The 17686-nt window shown below is 63.1% G+C and carries 15 protein-coding genes; 10 read left to right on the top strand and 5 right to left on the bottom strand.

The window, feature by feature from the left end:
- Positions 1 to 212: 212 nt before the first annotated feature.
- The 3 genes from PCJ49_RS14985 to PCJ49_RS14975 are packed head-to-tail and all read right to left on the bottom strand — an operon-like array spanning position 213 to position 1525.
- Positions 213 to 644 carry a nuclear transport factor 2 family protein gene (locus PCJ49_RS14985; protein ID WP_269911617.1) on the bottom strand — a complete coding sequence of 144 codons (432 nt, stop codon included), beginning with the start codon at positions 642 to 644 and terminating at the stop codon, positions 213 to 215.
- Positions 641 to 1033 (bottom strand): hypothetical protein, encoded by a 393-nt coding sequence (locus PCJ49_RS14980; RefSeq protein ID WP_269911616.1) that lies wholly within the window; start codon positions 1031 to 1033, stop codon positions 641 to 643. The genes PCJ49_RS14985 and PCJ49_RS14980 overlap by 4 nt, the downstream gene beginning before the upstream one ends.
- A 3-nt stretch (positions 1034 to 1036) precedes the next feature.
- Positions 1037 to 1525 carry a DUF3237 domain-containing protein gene (locus tag PCJ49_RS14975; RefSeq protein WP_269911615.1) on the bottom strand — a complete coding sequence of 163 codons (489 nt, stop codon included), beginning with the start codon at positions 1523 to 1525 and terminating at the stop codon, positions 1037 to 1039.
- A 157-nt stretch (positions 1526 to 1682) separates the two neighbouring features.
- Here PCJ49_RS14975 and PCJ49_RS14970 point away from each other — a divergent pair, with 157 nt between their 5' ends.
- Positions 1683 to 3347 (top strand): CocE/NonD family hydrolase, encoded by a 1665-nt coding sequence (locus tag PCJ49_RS14970; protein ID WP_269911614.1) that lies wholly within the window; start codon positions 1683 to 1685, stop codon positions 3345 to 3347.
- A gap of 52 nt (positions 3348 to 3399) precedes the next feature.
- Positions 3400 to 3882: a DUF3237 family protein gene (locus PCJ49_RS14965; protein WP_160106162.1), complete on the top strand. Its 483-nt coding sequence runs from the start codon at positions 3400 to 3402 to the stop codon at positions 3880 to 3882.
- Positions 3883 to 3953: 71 nt separating this feature from the next.
- On the opposite strand, the gene PCJ49_RS14960 is transcribed toward PCJ49_RS14965, so the two are convergent.
- A complete protein-coding gene (locus PCJ49_RS14960; protein WP_269911662.1) occupies positions 3954 to 4094 on the bottom strand; it encodes a hypothetical protein in 141 nt (46 codons plus the stop codon).
- 206 nt (positions 4095 to 4300) lie between these two features.
- A complete protein-coding gene (locus PCJ49_RS14955; RefSeq protein WP_269911613.1) occupies positions 4301 to 5332 on the bottom strand; it encodes a LacI family DNA-binding transcriptional regulator in 1032 nt (343 codons plus the stop codon).
- Positions 5333 to 5748: 416 nt separating this feature from the next.
- On the opposite strand from PCJ49_RS14955, the gene PCJ49_RS14950 reads away from it, so the two are divergent.
- The 8 genes from PCJ49_RS14950 (at position 5749) to PCJ49_RS14915 (ending at position 17684) form a co-directional block, all read left to right on the top strand.
- Complete coding sequence (locus PCJ49_RS14950; protein ID WP_269911612.1) at positions 5749 to 7974, top strand: TonB-dependent receptor; 2226 nt, start codon at positions 5749 to 5751, stop codon at positions 7972 to 7974.
- Between the two features lie 116 nt (positions 7975 to 8090).
- Entirely contained in the window at positions 8091 to 11279 is a 3189-nt protein-coding gene (locus PCJ49_RS14945) for an alpha-L-rhamnosidase (RefSeq protein WP_269911611.1), read from the top strand.
- 395 nt (positions 11280 to 11674) lie between these two features.
- Positions 11675 to 12916, top strand: coding sequence for an amidohydrolase family protein (locus PCJ49_RS14940; RefSeq protein ID WP_269911610.1), 1242 nt, complete (start codon positions 11675 to 11677; stop codon positions 12914 to 12916).
- Positions 12913 to 13749 (top strand): alpha/beta hydrolase, encoded by an 837-nt coding sequence (locus tag PCJ49_RS14935; RefSeq protein ID WP_269911609.1) that lies wholly within the window; start codon positions 12913 to 12915, stop codon positions 13747 to 13749. Before PCJ49_RS14940 ends, PCJ49_RS14935 begins: the two co-directional genes overlap by 4 nt.
- A gap of 155 nt (positions 13750 to 13904) precedes the next feature.
- On the top strand, positions 13905 to 15482 hold the full coding sequence (locus PCJ49_RS14930; protein WP_269911608.1) for a bifunctional 3-(3-hydroxy-phenyl)propionate/3-hydroxycinnamic acid hydroxylase: 1578 nt from the start codon (positions 13905 to 13907) through the stop codon (positions 15480 to 15482).
- Positions 15470 to 15925 (top strand): heme-binding protein, encoded by a 456-nt coding sequence (locus PCJ49_RS14925; RefSeq protein ID WP_269911607.1) that lies wholly within the window; start codon positions 15470 to 15472, stop codon positions 15923 to 15925. Before PCJ49_RS14930 ends, PCJ49_RS14925 begins: the two co-directional genes overlap by 13 nt.
- A gap of 22 nt (positions 15926 to 15947) precedes the next feature.
- Entirely contained in the window at positions 15948 to 16820 is an 873-nt protein-coding gene (locus tag PCJ49_RS14920; RefSeq protein ID WP_269911606.1) for a VOC family protein, read from the top strand.
- Positions 16821 to 16841: 21 nt separating this feature from the next.
- The gene (locus PCJ49_RS14915; protein WP_269911605.1) at positions 16842 to 17684 is read left to right on the top strand and encodes a fumarylacetoacetate hydrolase family protein; all 843 of its coding nucleotides are present in this window, start codon (positions 16842 to 16844) and stop codon (positions 17682 to 17684) included.
- The last annotated feature ends 2 nt before the right edge of the window (positions 17685 to 17686 follow it).

Raw genomic sequence — 17686 nt, 5'->3', positions numbered from 1 at the left:
GGCACGGCATTCTCGGCCGCGCAGGTACAGGCTTCCATGGCGCTGTTCCGACCATTGCAGCCGGCCGTTGACGCGGCCCGATGGTTCAGCCCTTCATATCCAGGAAGGGGCCCCCGCCGGCCAGCCGTCTGTGCAATCTTGAAGGTGGTGTTGTCGGTGATGTTGCCACCCGGTCGATGCGGGCTCCCTGTGGTGGGCCGGCTAGAACGATATCAGGCAGGATCGCCGCGTCGTTTCCAGACCCGGCGGAACACAGCGGCGCGAATGCGGCTGAAATGGTTGTGGTCAATATCGTAGAAGGCGAAGCTGTTAATATACATCCGGTCGCCCCGCCGCAGCGGGCCGGAGGTGAAATCCGGCACGTCCGTGACGGCCAGAAATTCCGATTCCAGTTCGGCGGCCAGCCGCGTCTCGCTGGCGAAGCAGTCCAGTACCGTGATGGTCCGCCGGGTCACGCGGCGAATGCCGGTATAGAAGCGGACGATTTCTTCCCGTCCCTGCAACACCCGCCCATTGCCGATGGTCAGGCGGATATTGTCGGCATAATAGGAACAGGCGGTGGCAAAATCGCCGTCATTGAAGGCGGCGATATAGCGGGTGAAGGCGGCGGTGGCATCCGGCGCAAAGCGGCTGGGCTGGGTCATGGGGTTGCCTTGCAGGGGGCGGCACGGATGCGTGTGAAGCGGCCGTCGGCAATATCGCAGATCACAAAGCTGACCATGGCCCTCCGCTCCCCTGCGGCAAGGGGGGCTTCGGGGAAATCCGGCACATCGCACAGCGCCTCCAGCACCGTGCTGATTTCCGCCGCAATCCGCCCCGGCCGGTCGACATAGCCCAGCAGCGCCAGCGTCCGCCGCACCCGGCCCTGCCATTGCCGGTGGAAGCCCATCACCGCTGCGGCGGAGCCATGCTCCACCGCCCCGTCCGTCATATTCAGGTCCGGGGCATAAAACGGGGCCACCCGTGCCAAATCATCGCGGTTCAGGGCGTCGATATAATCATCGAACCATTGTCGCTGGTCGAACGCGGCCATGGCTCACAGCACCGCGTAATAGCGGAACAGCGAATGATCGGGCTCATCCTCCGGCGTCACCTTCGGCCGGCGCTGCCCCACGCCCACAATGACCGTGCGGTTCAGCCATTCATGCGGCCCGTCCGGGGCCCGGAAATAGGGGGTGCAGCGGAAATAAGGCGTCAGCGGCGGATAACCCGGCCTTTGCAGGGGGCCATGCACATAGCCCAGATTGCGGATATAGATCAGCGCCCCGTCATCGGCCTGGATCATGTAATGGGCATTCAGTTCGACCACGCCGTCGGCGCGGACCACGGGCCAGTCAGCACCGCTGTGATCCACCAGCGTGCCGTTCAGGCGGGGGCCGCTGACTTTGCAGCCCTCCCCAATGGACGTGTAGCCGTGGTTGGGACCGCCCTGGTGAATCGCCCCTGTCATCCAGCGGCGGTCGAAATTGATGCGGATGTCGAAAACATGCTCATACCGCAGGGCCAGCGGATCATTGTCCGTCATGTGATATCCTCCCGTCACTCGTTGAGAAATCAATATTATCATCGATCCGCCCTTGCAAGGGGGTGATTTTCAATTATGATGATTAATCAATAAATGACGAGTGGCGGCCATGGCCCCCGCCCGAACAAAGCCAAAAGAACAAGGGACGGAGACGGAGATGCCCGATGCGGTGGAACTGAAGATGCTTGCCGGCCGTGACCCGGCCGCAAATCCCTATAAGCCGCCCCTGCCGCCGAAGGATTATGCGCGGATCGTCGAAGATGGCCTGGTGTTTGACCGCAACCTGCCGGTCAGAATGCGCGACGGCGTGACGATCTATGTGGATCTGTATCGCCCGGCGGGGGAGGCGGGGGAGCGCGATCTGCCGGTGCTGCTGGCCTGGAGCCCCTATGGCAAGCATGGCAAGGCGGCCAATCTCTGGCCGCCGGCGGGGATTGAGGCGGGTTGGAATTCCCGCCACACGGCGTTTGAGGCGCCGGACCCGGCCCATTGGTGCCGTCACGGCTATGCCATCTGCTATCCCGATCCGCGCGGTGCCTGGCTTTCCGAAGGGGAATTGCGGCACAATGGCATTGGCGAAGCCGAAGATTGTTACGATCTGATCGAATGGCTGGGGGTACAGCCCTGGTGCAACGGCAAGGTCGGGATGACAGGCGTATCCTATCTGGCCTGCATCCAATATCTGGTGGCACCGCTGAAGCCGCCGCATCTGGCCGCGCTGAACCCCTGGGAAGGCTTTTCCGACTGGTATCGGGAATTCGCCTATCATGGTGGCATCCGCGAGACGAACTTCGTCGAGCGCGCCACCCTGAGCCTGAACTGGTCCACCACCCGCACGGAGGACACGGCCGGCAATGTGAAGGCCCATCCGCTGATCGATGCCTATTGGCAGAGCAAGGCGCTGGACCTGGAGGCCATTGATCTGCCCACCTTCATCGTGGCCAGCTGGTCCGATCATGGCCTGCATACGCGCGGCACGTTGGAGGCCTATAAAAGGATGGCGTCCCACCAGACATGGCTGCTGGTGCATGGCCAGAAGAAATGGCGGCAATATTACATGCCGGAAAATGTGGCCCTGCAGCAGCAGTTCTTTGATCAGTTTCTGAAGGGGAAAGATACGGGCGTGCTGCACTGGCCGCCGGTGCGCCTTCAGGTGCGGGACAGGGGCAGCGATGGCCCCTTCCGGGAGGAGGCGGCGTGGCCGCTGGCACGCACCCTGTATCAACCGCTCTATCTGGATGCAGCCACCGGCAAGCTTGCCCCTGCCCCCGTGGTGGGGGAGGGGGAAGCGCGCTATGATGCCCAAACGGGACAAGCCCGCTTCGACATTGTTTTTGACCGGGAAACCGAACTGACCGGCCATTTCAAGCTGCGCCTGTGGGTGCAGGCGGACGGGGCCGACGACATGGACCTGTTCGTCGGGCTGGACAAGATCGACCGGTCAGGCGACCGGGTGCCTTTCACCTTCTATGCGCTTTACGATGACGGGCCATTGGCCCTGGGCTGGCTGCGGGCGTCGCACCGGGAACTGGACGAGGACAGGTCCAGCCCCTGGCAGCCCGTTCACCGCCATGAAAGGGAAATACACTTGCCGCCCGGCACCCCCGTCCCCGTGGAGATCGAGATCTGGCCGACATCCGTGCATTTTGCCGCGGGTGAAGGGCTGCGCCTGACGGTGCAGGGACGCGACATTTATGACGATGACCGCTATGGCCTGGCCTTCGCGCGACATGATGATCTGCGCAACCAGGGTGTTCATCTGATCAAGACGGGCGGTGTGCATGATTCACACCTGCTGGTGCCCGTGATCCCCGCCGATTGACTGCATTCTCTGCCGCGCCTTTGGTGCCTTTCCGTCAGAAGAGGAAATGAAAGTGACCGATCCCCATCCCTTTGCCCCGCGTTTCGAATTCGCCTTTTCCATTGGCATCACGCTGACCAAACCCCATTGGCTGCGGCCCACGACCATGGGGGCGACGCGTGCCGCCATCTATGCCGCTGAGGGAACCGTGGAAGGGCCGGGGATCAACGGGCGCGTCGTGCCGATGAGCGGCGGTGACTGGCCGCTGCTGCGTCCCGACGGCGTGATTGATTTCGATGCGCGTTATCTGCTGGAACTGGATGATGGCACGATCATCTATCTCCAGAACCGGGGCTATCGCTGGGCTTATACACCGGAGGTGGCGGAACGGATGTCGCGCAATGAACCGGTGGACCCGTCCGATTATTACATGCGCGTCTCCCCAAAATTTGATGTGCCGGCGGGCCCTTATGACTGGCTGGCCAAGCATATCTTTGTTGGCGTGGCCGAGAAGATCCCCGGTGCCAACCGCATCCATTATTTCAAGATCCTGTAATCCTTGCCGATGGCCGGCAACAACCGGGTCGCCAGCCTGATTTAAGGCCACCTGACCGGCGGATGCTATGATTATTTTGTCGCGCATATGGCCAGCACTGCCGCAGCATCCGGCAAAAAAAGGGAAGTCCAGTCGATGATGAAAGCCACATAGACAAAGCCGCTCCAAGCGGACACATACATGAAATCAGAAAGCCACAGCTGATCGGGCATGGTCTGTCCGGATCTCCCGCCGCCGACAATCCAGGGAAGGTTCAGAGCTACCATATAGCTACCATATTAAAGTGAAAATGAGTATATATGGCGATATGCAGGAGGAAGTTGAATAAAAAAATAACCAAACCACCCAAGTGTGGTATTTAATTCAGGTTTTCACAAGAAAATGGCTTTTCTTTTGCGCTGACATCTCAGATTGTGATCTAACGCTTCCCTATGGAATCCCGTTCGATCAGTTCATGTGCAAACAGGACGTTCATCGATGATTTTTCGCCGGCACTTGCCTTGATCAGCGCCTCGGTCGCCGCGAAACCCATGGCCATGATCGGCTGGCGAACCGTTGTCAGGGGCGGGGTGGCGATCCGGGAGGAGGGGGTGTCGTCAATGCCGGCGACAGACACATCGTTGGGGATGTGGAGATTGAGCCGATGGGCCGCACTATAGACACCCAGGGCCATCATGTCGTTCAGCGCAAAAATCGCTGTCGGGCGTTCAGGAAGGGTCAGCAGGTCCAGGCCGGCCGCAAGGCCGGAATCCCAGCCATAATCGCCATATCGCACCATCGACGCTGCAAAGCAGCCCGCCCCCTCCAGTACATTCTTGAATCCACGAAAGCGGTCGGCGGCCGACGCGTGATCCACAGGCCCGCCAATGAAGCCGATCCGCCGGTGCCCCATGTCCAGTAGATGGCCGGTCATGTCGTATGCGGCCTGGTAATCGTCAATTCCGACATGCAGCGGAAGATCCGCCAGCGCCTGCGATGGACTGATCCGCACGCAATTGGCACCACGCTTTATCAGCATGTCGATGATGACGGGGTGGTCACAGAGCGGGGGCATGATGATGAAACCGTCCATGACCGGCATGTTCAGCAGCGTCGATGCACGGGTTTCGAAATCCGGCGCGGTCAGGTCCAGCGGCTCCATCATCAGGTGATAGCCGTTGGCCCGGCAGGCATTGATGGCACCGATCTGAATGGCGCTGACATATTCATGCTGAAGAGCGATGGCCGTTTCATCGGCACCGGCATGGAAAACCAATCCAAGGATATAGTTGCGGGCACCCGACAGGCTGCGCGCCGACAGGTTCAGCGAATAGCCCAGTTGCCGGACCGCTGCCATCACCCGCTCGCGGGTCGCCGGCTTGACCTTGTCCTCTCCGTTCAGGACGCGGGACACTGTCTTGATGGAAACGTCCGCCAGGGCCGCAACATCGTGGATGGTGGGATTGCTCATCGGGCGATTCTGCTTTTCGGGGCTCTATATCCAGGATTTCGGCGGGGTCAGACCCATCTTAAAGGGCGGTGCGCGTGAACAGGAATTATAAATGACAACGTCGGACATTTCTGGGTTGACCATGGATCGGATTCTGTGGGAAAACCAAAATGTGGATGCGTATCCCGGAAAATGAAATCCGGCAATAAACATGTAAGACGCACCTTTAGGGAGAACAGAATGGCCAGCGGGACACAAGGAAGCGCCGGTTCCTGATACCGGCCCGACATCCAACATACCAGGGACTTTGAGCGGGCGGCCGTGAAGCCGCCGCCGCATCGGTTCCTTACATCCAGAACAAAGCCGGCGCGACCGATCAAGGTTTGCGTCAAGGCTGAATGCATGCCTGGAAAAGGCCGAGCCACAGGGAGAGAGACATGTCCAAGAAAAATTTCTTGCAGCGTAGTCTGCTGGCTGGTGTTGCCGGCAGCGTGGTACTGGCCGGAACAGCTGTCGCACAGGAGGCGGCGATGCTGGATGAGATCGTTGTCACGGCGACTAAACGCCAGGAGCGTATGCAGGACGTTCCGCAATCAATTAATGTGGTTGGCGGCGAACAACTCCAGGAACTGAGCATCCTGACCTTCCAGGATATCAAGCAACTGACGCCTGGCCTCAATCTCAGCCGTAACAGTGGGGACGAGCAATCCGTTTCCCTGCGCGGCGTCAAGATGCCCAATGGCAACAGTTCCAACGCGACCAACACGGTCGATGTCTATTTCAATGAGGTTCCGCAATCGGTTTTCTCCTCCTTCAGCTCCCTTTACGATGTGGGACAGATTGAGGTGCTGCGCGGCCCGCAGGGCACGCTGCGGGGGCGGACGTCGCCATCGGGCTCCGTGCTGGTCACCACGCGCCGTCCTGGCTTCGATGTCTGGGAAGGCGACCTTCAGGCAACCGTGGGCACGGGGGGCGTCGCCAATATCCAGGGCGGTGTGGGCGGTCCCGTGTCGGAGACTTTCGCGCTGCGGGTAGCCGGCGTTTACGATGAGAATGATGGCAACCGCGTGAAAAACATCACCCTGGATGAGGGGTCGCATCAGGAAACCAAAAGCGCCCGCCTGACGGCAGAATGGCGGCCCGTGGAGGAGCTGGAACTTTCCTTGATCCATCAGCGGCTGGAGAGCAACCAACGCTTCTACCGCTCCGCCGAAGGGACAGGTGCCTTCAGCCTGAATGGCGGCCAGACCTACCGCCTGAAGGATCGGGTGGCCATTGACCCCAATCCTAACCGTACGCGAAATGAATTTGCCGTGACGGTGCTTAACGCGCGTTACGATCTGGGTTCACATGCCATCAGCTACATTGGCGGCTATCAGGACAGCCGTTTCGACAATGCCCTGAACATCAATCTGGGCAATGCGCCGGTCGCCATCCCCTACGCCACCGGCGGCAAGAATGACAGCGACCTGCTGACCCAGGAAGTCCGGTTTGAAAGCCTGGACAACCCTTTCTGGAATTATATGGTCGGTGCCTATTATGAGCGTTCCCAGCGGGACACGCTGACCAGTGTGAAGCCCTTCTTTACCGACGCGCCTTCCTTTGGCGACAGCACGACCCGCGGCCTGTTCACCACCCAGCGCTTCGCCCTCTCCGACGCGGACAAGCTGGAACTGGGTCTGCGCTATACGGATATCGACATCAAGGCCAGTGCCATGCAGCGTGGCTATGACGCCGTGACCGGGAATGTCAGCTATACGCACCGTTTCAGCCCGGACCTGATGGTCTATGCCAGCTATGGCACCAGTTACCGGCCTGGCGGCTACACGGACAATGTGACGGGCGCCCCGGTTCCCGCGCACTATTTCGTTTATGATGACGAGAAATCGCAATCGGCGGAACTGGGGCTGAAAAGCAACTGGCTGGACGGGCGCCTGGAACTGAATGCCAATGTCTTCCACCAGAAGTTTGATGGTTATATCGGCCAGTTCTTCCTGGCTGCGTGTACGGGCGCACCCAACGCCAATGGCCTTGCCTATGCCACCAACGAGGGGACATTGGGGGGGGCTGCCTGTACAATCCAGTCGTCTGCCTTCAACGGCGATGCGCTCAGCACGGGTGCCGAACTGGAGGCGCGCGCGCTGATCACCGATGACTGGTCGGTCAACCTGACCCTGGCCTATGCCGACGCCCGTTACGACAAGGCGACCATCCCTTGTAACGATTATAATGGCGATGGCACACCGGACGCGGAGGGTGTGCCGCGCGTCCAGCAGGGACGGTATGTAAGCCAATGCGTGAGCAACAGCGCCTTAGGCCAGTTGCCGAAATTCTCCGCCACACTGGGCAGCAATTATGAGTTTCCGCTGGGCAGCTATACAGGCTTTGCCCGTGGCCTCGTCAGCTACCAAAGTAAAGCCTACTTCCCCCAGACGGCCTGGACGCAGCGGACCCAGACATTGGCGGATCTGTATCTTGGCTTCCGTGCCCCCTCTGAGAGCTGGGAACTGACCGCCTATGCCAAGAACCTGTTCGATAACGAGCAGCAGGATACGGAAGGCGGGCAGGCGTTCAGCGTGGGTCGGGACACGGGCTTCCATGTCGGCAGCGTCCTGAAGGGGCGGGAGCTTGGCTTGACCCTTCGTTACCGCTTCGGCAGCTGAACCGGGGGTAATCATGCTGATTGCCTTGCCGCCGGACATTGCCAATTCCCTCTCCCCCGCCGCTGCCGGCTGCTGACCGGTTTCATTTCCATCCCCGCGATCCGGAGTTGCCGCTGATGCCGTTGATCAATCGTCGCCTGTTCCTGGGCACATCCGCCGCCGGCCTGACCGCAGGCACGCTGTCAGGCTGTGGTTACAGCCGTGGTAACGGTCGCCATGGTGGGCTCTCCGTCGTCGGCCTGCGGGCGGCGCAATTGTCCAATCCTTTGGGCTTGGCGGAGCTGACGCCCGCCTTGTCCTGGCAGATATCGGGCAGCCGGCGGAATATCCGCCAGGTGGCGTATCGTGTCCGCGTCGCCTCCACAGAGGCGGGGTTGCGGGCCGGACAGGCTGATTGTTGGGACAGCGGCCGTGTCCCGTCTGGTCGATCGACGGGCATCCCCTACGGCGGGACCCGCCTGTCCTCACGCCAGCGTGTCTGGTGGACGGTGACAATCTGGGATGACCAGGGCAATGAGGTAACGGCCAGCGAGGCGGCCTGGTGGGAGATGGGGCTGCTGGCGCCTGCCGACTGGCGGGCGGACTGGCTGGCCGTGGAAACGGCGGTGGATCGGGCGGACCGGGAGGCGGGTATGCCCGCCTTCGTGGCGCCGGTTCCGGCAGAGGGGAAACAGCGTTATTTCCGTCTTGCCTTCGAGGCGGCGGCCGATGGCGATATGGTGCTGACATTGTTCAGCTCTGGCTTTCTGCATGATGTGACGCTGGATGGCAGGCCGATCACTCTCTCCGATCATCCCTATCTGTCGTTCGGTGGCCCGCCTGCGGAACGCTTCATTCTGCCCATTACCAAAGGGCGGCATGTGCTGGCGGCAGGTGTGACGCCGCCACGCAGTTTCATCCCCGCCACGGAGGTTTCCGTGGCGGCCCAACTCCGGCTGCCGCAACCGGGCGGTGGCGTGAAGCGCATCGTTGAGGGGTGGCAGACCAGCCTGGCGGAGACGCCGGGCTGGCGTATGCCCGGGGCGACGCTCAAGGGATGGGAGGCCCCGGCGTTGCAGAAGCCGCAGCCCCATGCCCCCTGGCCGGCCAGTGCGGCCCATGCCCTGCGACACAGCTTTGACCTGACGGCAGCACCCAGGCGCGCCCGCCTTTATATCGCGGCTCTGGGCGCGCATGATATGCGGCTGAATGGAAGGCCGGTCAGCGATGAAAGGCTGCAATCGGAAAGCACCGATTTCCGCAAGACCATCCTCTACCGCACCTATGATGTGACCGGCCTGTTGCGCGCCGGCCCGAACGTGCTTGCCGGGCTGGTCGGTGACGGCTGGTATGCCAGCTATATGGCGCCAGTGGGGCGGTACCCGTTTGGCCCGGCACCCCGCCGCCTGCTGGCACAGTTGGAGATCGAGGAACCAGACGGCGCCATTCGGGTTGTCACCACGGGCCCAGGCTGGCGGATGACACCGTCCCCCATTGTGCGGTCCGAGCTTTATAATGGCGAGACTTATGACGCACGGCTGGAACAGCCGGGCTGGGACGCGCCCGGCTATGATGACGCAAGCTGGACGCCATGCTGGCTGGCTGAAAAGCCATTGGGGCAACTGGTGTCGCAGGTAAGCCCCCCCATCCGGGTCACCCGCACGCTGAAGCCGAAAAGCATCGCTACCCCCCGGCCGGGCTGCGCCGTGGTGGATTTTGGTCAGAACTTTGCCGGCCTAGCCAAGCTGTTTGTCAAAGGCCCCCGCGGGGCGACGGTGACCATGCGCTTCGCCGAAATATTGAATAGCGACGGCATGGTGGACCAAAGCAATCTTCGCGCCGCACGGGCGACGGATACCTATATCCTGCGGGGTGACCCGGCAGGGGAAACCTATCTGCCTTTCTTCACCTTTCATGGTTTCCGATATCTGGAGATTACCGGGCTGCCCGGTCCTGAATGGTCGGTGGAGGGCCATGTCATCGGCACCGACCTGCCGGAAACCGGGATGTTGCGCATCGACAGCCCGACGGTGCAGCAATTATGGCTGAACACGCTGTGGAGCCAGCGATCCAATTTCCTGGCCATTCCCACCGATTGTCCCCAGCGTGATGAACGGTTGGGCTGGACGGGCGATGCCCAGGTCTTCTGGGATGCGGCGGCCTTCAACATGGATGTTGGGGCCTTTACCCGGCGCTGGCTGCGCGATCTGCGGGATGCACAGACCTTCAAGGGCGCCTATCCCATCTTCGCCCCCACCGTGGACTCCCCGCCCGGCGCCTCGCCGGGCTGGTCGGATGCCGGCATCATGTTGCCTTGGATTTGCTGGCGCCGATATGGCGATACCGCTCTGGTGGTGGAGCATTGGGACAGCATGGTCCGGCAGATCGACGGTATTCTGGCCGACAACCCTGATCTGATCTGGCGCGTCGTGATGGGGGCTAATTTCGGGGATTGGCTGGCGCTGGACGCAAAAAACCCGATGGATGAGACGACGCCAAAGGCTCTTGTGGCGACGGCGATGCTGAAACGTTCGCTCGACCAGATTGCCGATCTGGGGGAAGCGATTGGCAAGAATGAGGAAGCCGCTCGCTTCCGCCGCCTTTCCACCGATGTTGCTGCGGCATTCCGGCGGGAATTCGTGGCGGCGGACGGGACGGTCGGCAATGGCAGCCATACATCCTACATTCTGGCCATCCGCCTGGGATTGCTGACCGATCCGCAAAAGGCGGTGGCGGGCCGGTTGCTGGCTGCTGATATCCGGCGGCGCGGGACCTTGCTGTCCACGGGCTTTCTGGGCACCCCCCTCAGTCTGGATGCATTGGCGGATGTCGGGGAGGGGGCCCTGGTCTATGATCTTCTGCTTCGGACGGATTTCCCGTCCTGGGGCTATATGGTGGCGCGCGGCGCGACCACTATTTGGGAGCGCTGGAACGGCGACACGGGCGACGTCGCCATGAACAGTTTCAACCACTATGCCTTGGGTGCCGTGGTGGGGTTCCTCTACCGTCGTATTGCCGGGATCGAAGAGATGGAGCCGGGGTTCGCACGGTTCCGCATCGCGCCACTGTTCGATCCCCGCGTCCTGTCCGCCTCGGCCGACTATGACAGCATACGCGGGCGGATCAGCGTACAATGGCGCTTTGACCCGCGCGGCGCCCTGACGCTGGAAGCAAGCGTGCCAGCCAATACGGAGGCGGAAATCATTCTACCGGTTCCTGATGGCAAGCGGTTGGTGGCCACAGAAGGTTCCCGTCCGCTGTCGGGTACCAAGGGTGTCGCCCGACACATCGTTGGCGGTGGTACCTGGACCTTCACGGTGCGATGATATACTCAGGTGCCGAATAATACCAATCTCCCTGGATCGTCACCGCTCCAGGGAGATTTCGTTTTCCCTCACGCGCCGGGCTGGCGGTCGCCAGCCTCCAACCCGCCAAGAGTCAAACCCTCGGCGGGTTGGTATAAATCATTCAAATTGGTGATTTGTTGAATTTAATCATTCAATTTCAAACTTGCATCCCGCCATGTTGATGTTGCCCCAACACAAACCCTGGAAATCGGGGAAAATGGGGAGGTTAATGTGAGCTTGGGAAGGCACGGATACGCCCGTGCCCTGAGCCTTTGACACCCCCCACCTTGTGAAAACGATCCCGAATGCGCGCCCGCTGGCTGGTGCGCGCCGGGACAGTCTGCCCGCGTCGCGGGTCGATATGGGAGGCGGCTATGCGACACCTGTTTCATAATCTGTGGATTTTCGACGGTACCGGTGCCCCGCGCTTTCAAGGTGAAGTGCTGGTGGAGGGCGATCGGATCGCCGCGGTGGCGCGGCTGGGCACCGACCCGGCCCTGCCGCGCGACGGGGCCATTCTGGTGGATGGCGGCGGTGACACCCTGATGCCGGGGCTGGTGGAAGCGCATGGTCACCTGACCTGGCCATCCTCCACCGAGCGCATCATCCATCATTTCGAATTGCCGCCGGAAGAAATGATGCTGGCGGCTGCGCGCAATGCGCGGGTGGTGCTGGATCATGGCTTCACCAGCGTCTATTCCGCCGGCGCCTTGGGTGAGCGAGTGGAAGTGGTGCTGCGGGATGAGATCAAGGGCGGCCACCTGCCGGGGCCGCGCCTGCGCGCCTCCACCATCGAACGCAGCCCGCCGGGTGCCGACGGGGTGGAAACCGGCCATGTTGACCATGGGCGCGGGCCCGAGGCGATGCGTGGCTTCATCGACCATTGCAAAGGGCTGGGCATCGACAGTGTGAAGCTGCTGCTGTCCGGCGAGGATGCGCTGCTGCCCGGTTCGTCGCAGCAGATCCTTTATACGGATGCCGAGGTGCAGGCCGCCTGTCAGCGCGCCCGTGAACAAGGCCTGTGGGTCAATGCCCATACCCAGGCATCGGACGCGGTGAAGATGGGCCTGCGCCATGGGGTGCGGGTGCTGTACCACTGCACCTATGCCGATGATGAGGCAGTCGACATGGCAGAGGCGGCCAAGGCCGACATCTTCATGGCACCCGCCATCGGCATCATCGTGGCGACGCTGGAGGCCAAGCCCCCGCCGCATATCGACATGAGTTCGATGAAGGAAAGTGCGAAACCGGTGATCGAACGGGCCACCCGTCTGATCCCGGAATTGAAAAAGCGCGGGGTGCGGGTGCTGCCGGGGGGGGATTATGGTTTCCCCTTCAACCCCAATGGCCGCAACGGGCGCGATCTGGAACATTTCGTCACTCTGTTCGGCTATAGCCCGGCAGAGGCGCTGGCCGCCGCGACCGGGCTGGGCGGTCAGATCATGGATATGGAATTGGGGCTGGTGCGTGCCGGCTATCTGGCGGACCTGCTGCTGGTGACGGGTGACCCGACGCAGGATGTGCGCCTGTTGCAGGATAAGAACAATCTGGCCGCCATCATGCTGGGCGGGCGGTTCCACAAACAGCCGGCCGCATTGCGCGCGGTGGCGGCATGAGTGGGGAGTTGCTGACCTTCGGCCAGCATCCCGGCGGGCCGCTGACCGGGCTGCTGTGGCGACCGGCGACGCCGGGCCCGCATCCGGTGGTGCTGGCCGTGCCCGGCGGTGCCTGGCTGCGCGGGGACAAGGCAGCGCTTGCCGGTTGGGGCCGCTGGCTGGCGGGGCAGGGGATCGCCCTGTTTGCCGTGGATTACCGGCGGGCCACCCATGGCCCCGTCTTCCCCGGCAATGCGCAGGATGTGCGGGCGGCGTTGCTGTTCCTGGCGGATCAGGCGGGTTCCCTGGGGCTGGATGCCGGCCGCATCGCCATCCTGGGCGCGTCCGCCGGGGCGCATCTGGCGGCGCTGGTGGCGCTGGCCGGTGACCGGGAGCCGTTGCGCGGGGCAGGGGAGCCGGCCTTGCCACGGCTGCGCGCCCTGGTCGGCATCTATGGCGTCTATGACCTGTTCAGCCATTGGCAGGCCGATCTGGCCTTCAATGCCGGGACCGGGCGGGATGCGGCCACCCGGATGCTGGGCGTTGATCCGTTTGACGATCCGCCGCTTTATGCCGCCGCCTCACCGTTGCGGCAGATCCGGCGGTTGGGCAATGGGCTGCCGGTTCTGCTGTCCTGGGGCACGCATGATGCCGATGTGCTGCCGGCGCAGAGCGAGGCTATGGCGCTGGCGCTGAAACAGGCCGGTTTCCATGTTCGCCAGCGCCCGGTGCTGGGGGCCACCCATTATTGGTTCAGCGATCAGGACCCCACAGAGCCCGGCAGCTTCAGCGCCGAACTGGCCCCGGACCTGCTGCGCTTCCTGCGGCTGCATTTATACCAATCCGCCGAATGATTGACCTATGGTCAACCCTTCGGCGGCCTCAGGCGCCGGTGCCAACATCCGTTGGCTTGGCTAACGCGGCACGAGCCGCGCGGCGGCAGTCGCCGCCGATACCAATCCACCATGAGTCAAGCTCAAGGCGGATTGATATTACGCGGGGGAGAAGCATGACACAGCATTATGATGTCGCCATTGTCGGCTGCGGCCCGGTGGGCGCGCTGGCGGCCAATTTCCTGGGCCGGGCCGGTATCCGCACCCTGGTGATGGATCAGGCCGCCAGCCTGCACCCGCTGCCCCGCGCCGTGCATATTGATCATGAGATGATCCGCCTGTTCCAGGATGTGGGTCTGACCGACAGCATCCTGCCGCTGATGCGCGATACGGATGGGCATCTGCATGTCGGGGCCGATGGCGGGGTGATCCGCTATATGGGCACGGCGGGGCAGGCGCGGCGGTTCGGCTGGTCCAACGATTATTTCTTCTATCAGCCGGAACTGGAAGCCGCCCTGCGGGCCGGCTTTGCCCGTTTCCCGTCGGTTGAACTGCGGCTTGGCTGTCGCCTGACCGGGCTTTCCCAGGAAACGGTGCAGGCCCGACTGACGCTGGCCACCGATACCGGCGAACAGATTGCGACCGCCCGTTACGTCATTGCCTGCGATGGGGCCAGCAGCCCCGTTCGCAAGCTGCTGGGCGTGCGGCTGGATGACCTGGATTTTGAGGAACCCTGGCTGGTGGTGGATGCGGAGGTCGATGGCCCTTTGTCCTTCCGGCCGATTGCCGGATTGCCGCCCCAGGCCGACCTGCAGCGCCTGTCAGTAATGATGTGCGACCCCAAGCGGCCCGCCACCATTGTGCCGGGGCCGCGCAACCTGCGCCGCTGGGAATTCATGCTGCTGCCGGGCGAGGATGATCAGGCGATGATGCAGCCCGATCAGGTGGCCAAACTGCTGGCCCCCTGGGTGCAGGGGGTGCCGCATCGCATTGTGCGCGGGGCCACATATCGCTTCCATGGGCTGGTGGCGGAACGTTGGCGCGTCGGCAATGTGTTCCTGGCCGGTGATGCCGCGCACCAGACGCCGCCCTTCTTCGGGCAGGGCATGTGCCATGGTTTCCGCGACGTCGCCAACTTGGTGTGGAAGCTGGATCTGGTGCTGCGCGGGCTGGCACCTGACCGGTTGCTGGACCTGTACCAGCCGGAACGCGAACCGCATGTGCGCGGTGTCATCGGTGCTGCCGTGGCGGCAGGCCGCTATATCTGCGTGCTGGACCCGGCGGAAGCGGCGGCGCGCGACTGGGAAATGCGGGCGCGCATGGCCGACGGCCCACCCAGCACGGCGGCGGACCTGATCCCGGCAGTGGAAAGCGGCATTGTGCGGCCCGGTGCCGGGCAACGCTTCATCCAGCCGCGTGTCGGCCTGCCGGACGGCGCTACCGCGCTGCTGGATGACCTGACCGGTGCCGGCTGGCGGCTGATCCTGCGGCGCGATGTGGCCCTTCCCGATCTGCCGACCTCATGGGCCACCCTGGGCGGGCGGGTCTGGGTGGAAGGGCAGGGCGGCACGACCGACCCGGATGGGCATCTGCGCGACTGGTTTGCCGCCAGTGGGGCGGTTGCCGTGCTGCTGCGGCCGGATTTCTACATCTATGGCACGGTCAGCCATGCCGGCGATATCGCCCCGCTGTTAGCGGCGCTGGCGGCGGACCTGGGATTGGTCGCAGCGGAGGGGACGACATGGGCAGCGTGACCGGTACGGCGGCGGCCTTGGGGCTGGCACAGGCGGAAATCATCATCCGCGTGGCCCTGGATCATGCGGCGGCGCAGGACCTGGCCCCGCTGGCCGTGATCGTGCTGGATGCCGGCGGCCATCCGCTGGCCCTGGCGCGCCAGGATGGGGCCAGCCCCTTCCGCGTGGATATCGCAAGAGCCAAGGCGATGGGGGCCATCGGCATGGGCGTGGGGTCGCGCACGCTGGCCACCCGCGCCAGCCGCAACCCCACCTTCTTTGCGGCCTTGGGCCCGGTTCTGTCGGGCCAGTTGGTGCCGGCGGCGGGCGGTGTGCTGATCCGCACCGCCGATGGCGCGCTGTTGGGGGCCGTTGGGGTTTCCGGTGATACGTCCGATCTGGATGAAGCCTGTGCGCTGGCGGGGATCGCGGCGGCTGGCCTGTTGGCCGATCCCGGCGCTTGAATTTGATCAGGGGGCAAGACCCATGGAATTGCGCAGCATCGAACTGGAACTGCCGGACCCTGCCGGGGCGGCGGATTTCCTGACCGGGATCTGGGGATTGGGGGCGGTGGAAAGCGATGATGCCGACCGCCGCTATCTCCGGGGATCGGGGGATCAACCCTATCTGGTGGGGCTGTATCGGGCCGACCATACGCTGGTGCGGTCCGTTACCTTCCTGGCCGATGAAGCTGAACTGGCCGCCGTGGCCGCACGGGCGGCGGCACATGATATCGCGGTGACACAGGTTGCCAGTGATGATCCCGGCGCGGGCGAAGGCCTGCTGGTCACGCTGCCCGATGGGGCGGTGATCCGGGTGCTGGCGGGGGCGACGCGGGTGGCCCCGGTTGTCGGCGTGCCCGACCGCGCCGTGCGCCTGACCCATGTGGTGCTGAACGCGGTGGATGCGGAAGTAACGGCCCGCTTTGCGGAGGATATTCTGGGCTTTAAAGTGTCCGACCGGACCAAGGGCATGGTGTTTGTGCGCTGCAACCGCTCCCACCATTCCATTGCCTTTGCCCGCGCCGGCTTTGCCTCCCTGAACCATATCGCCTTCGAAATGACCGATATAGACGCGGTGATGCGGGGCATCGGGCGGCTGCGCGATGTCGGCATGGTGCCGGCCTGGGGGCCGGGGCGGCACGGGCCGGGGGCCAATGTCTTCGCCTATTTCATCGCCCCGTTCGGTGCGGTGGTGGAATTCTCCACGGCGGTGGAAGTGGTAGGCGATGATTATCCCACGGGCGAACCCGATGATTGGACCTGGCCGCCCAACCGCATCGACCAATGGGGCATTTCCGGCAAGGACATGGCGGGACTGGGCGAGGCGGAACGTACCTTCCGCTTCCGCCGCGCCTGATATTTTAAAAGGAAAATTCCAATGCGTTTGATCAGTTTTCTTTACGACGGCACCCAGCACTTTGGTGCCCTGGTTGGCGACAAGGTGGCGGATTTCACCGCCCTGGCCCCGGCGGGCGTGGTTGACCTGAAATCGGCCATTGCCGCTGGTGTTCTGGCCGAGTTGGCGGCGAAGGCAACGCCATCGCTGCCGCTGGCGGAGGTGACGCTCCTGCCCGTGATCCCCAATCCGGGCAAGATCCTGTGCGTCGGGCACAATTACGAAAATCATCGCCAGGAAACCGGCCGGGCCAAGGTGGCCAACCCGTCCATCTTCACCCGCTTTGCCGATACGCTGGTGGCCGCCGGTCACCCCATCCTGCGGCCCCGCCATTCCACGCATCTGGATTTTGAGGGCGAGCTGGCGGTGGTCATTGGCAAGGGCGGGCGCGACATCCCGCCGGAACAGGCGCTGGGCCATGTGGCGGGCTATGCCTGTTTCAACGATGCCTCTGTGCGTGACTGGCAATGGCATACGCAGCAATTCACGCCGGGGAAGAATTTCCCTGCCACCGGCGGTTTCGGCCCCGCCCTGGTGACGCCGGACGAGGTGGGCGATTACCGCGACACGTCCGTCACGACACGCCTGAACGGTCAGGTGGTGCAGAGCCAGCCGACGGCGGACATGATTTTCCCCATCGCCACCATCATCGCCTATGTCTCCGCCTTCACGCCGCTGTCGCCGGGCGATGTCATCGCCACCGGCACGCCGGGCGGCGTAGGGGCAAAGCGCGAACCCCCGCTGTGGATGAAGCCGGGTGATGTGGTGGAGGTGGATATCCCCGGTATCGGCCTGCTGCGCAACACCATCGCCGACGCCGCTTAAAA

This window comes from Niveispirillum sp. BGYR6 (assembly GCF_027568365.1).
Taxonomy (GTDB): Bacteria; Pseudomonadota; Alphaproteobacteria; order Azospirillales; family Azospirillaceae; genus Niveispirillum.
This window is presented reverse-complemented; position numbering and strand designations above follow the sequence as displayed.

What these genes read in the sequence shown, in the direction of transcription:
- PCJ49_RS14985 (WP_269911617.1), bottom strand. Translation starts at nt 644, where the DNA reads ATGACCCAGCCCAGCCGCTTTGCGCCGGATGCCACCGCCGCCTTCACC.
- PCJ49_RS14980 (WP_269911616.1), bottom strand. Translation starts at nt 1,033, where the DNA reads ATGGCCGCGTTCGACCAGCGACAATGGTTCGATGATTATATCGACGCC.
- PCJ49_RS14975 (WP_269911615.1), bottom strand. Translation starts at nt 1,525, where the DNA reads ATGACGGACAATGATCCGCTGGCCCTGCGGTATGAGCATGTTTTCGAC.
- PCJ49_RS14970 (WP_269911614.1), top strand. Translation starts at nt 1,683, where the DNA reads ATGCCCGATGCGGTGGAACTGAAGATGCTTGCCGGCCGTGACCCGGCC.
- PCJ49_RS14960 (WP_269911662.1), bottom strand. Translation starts at nt 4,094, where the DNA reads ATGCCCGATCAGCTGTGGCTTTCTGATTTCATGTATGTGTCCGCTTGG.
- PCJ49_RS14955 (WP_269911613.1), bottom strand. Translation starts at nt 5,332, where the DNA reads ATGAGCAATCCCACCATCCACGATGTTGCGGCCCTGGCGGACGTTTCC.
- PCJ49_RS14950 (WP_269911612.1), top strand. Translation starts at nt 5,749, where the DNA reads ATGTCCAAGAAAAATTTCTTGCAGCGTAGTCTGCTGGCTGGTGTTGCC.
- PCJ49_RS14945 (WP_269911611.1), top strand. Translation starts at nt 8,091, where the DNA reads ATGCCGTTGATCAATCGTCGCCTGTTCCTGGGCACATCCGCCGCCGGC.
- PCJ49_RS14940 (WP_269911610.1), top strand. Translation starts at nt 11,675, where the DNA reads ATGCGACACCTGTTTCATAATCTGTGGATTTTCGACGGTACCGGTGCC.
- PCJ49_RS14935 (WP_269911609.1), top strand. Translation starts at nt 12,913, where the DNA reads ATGAGTGGGGAGTTGCTGACCTTCGGCCAGCATCCCGGCGGGCCGCTG.
- PCJ49_RS14930 (WP_269911608.1), top strand. Translation starts at nt 13,905, where the DNA reads ATGACACAGCATTATGATGTCGCCATTGTCGGCTGCGGCCCGGTGGGC.
- PCJ49_RS14925 (WP_269911607.1), top strand. Translation starts at nt 15,470, where the DNA reads ATGGGCAGCGTGACCGGTACGGCGGCGGCCTTGGGGCTGGCACAGGCG.
- PCJ49_RS14920 (WP_269911606.1), top strand. Translation starts at nt 15,948, where the DNA reads ATGGAATTGCGCAGCATCGAACTGGAACTGCCGGACCCTGCCGGGGCG.
- PCJ49_RS14915 (WP_269911605.1), top strand. Translation starts at nt 16,842, where the DNA reads ATGCGTTTGATCAGTTTTCTTTACGACGGCACCCAGCACTTTGGTGCC.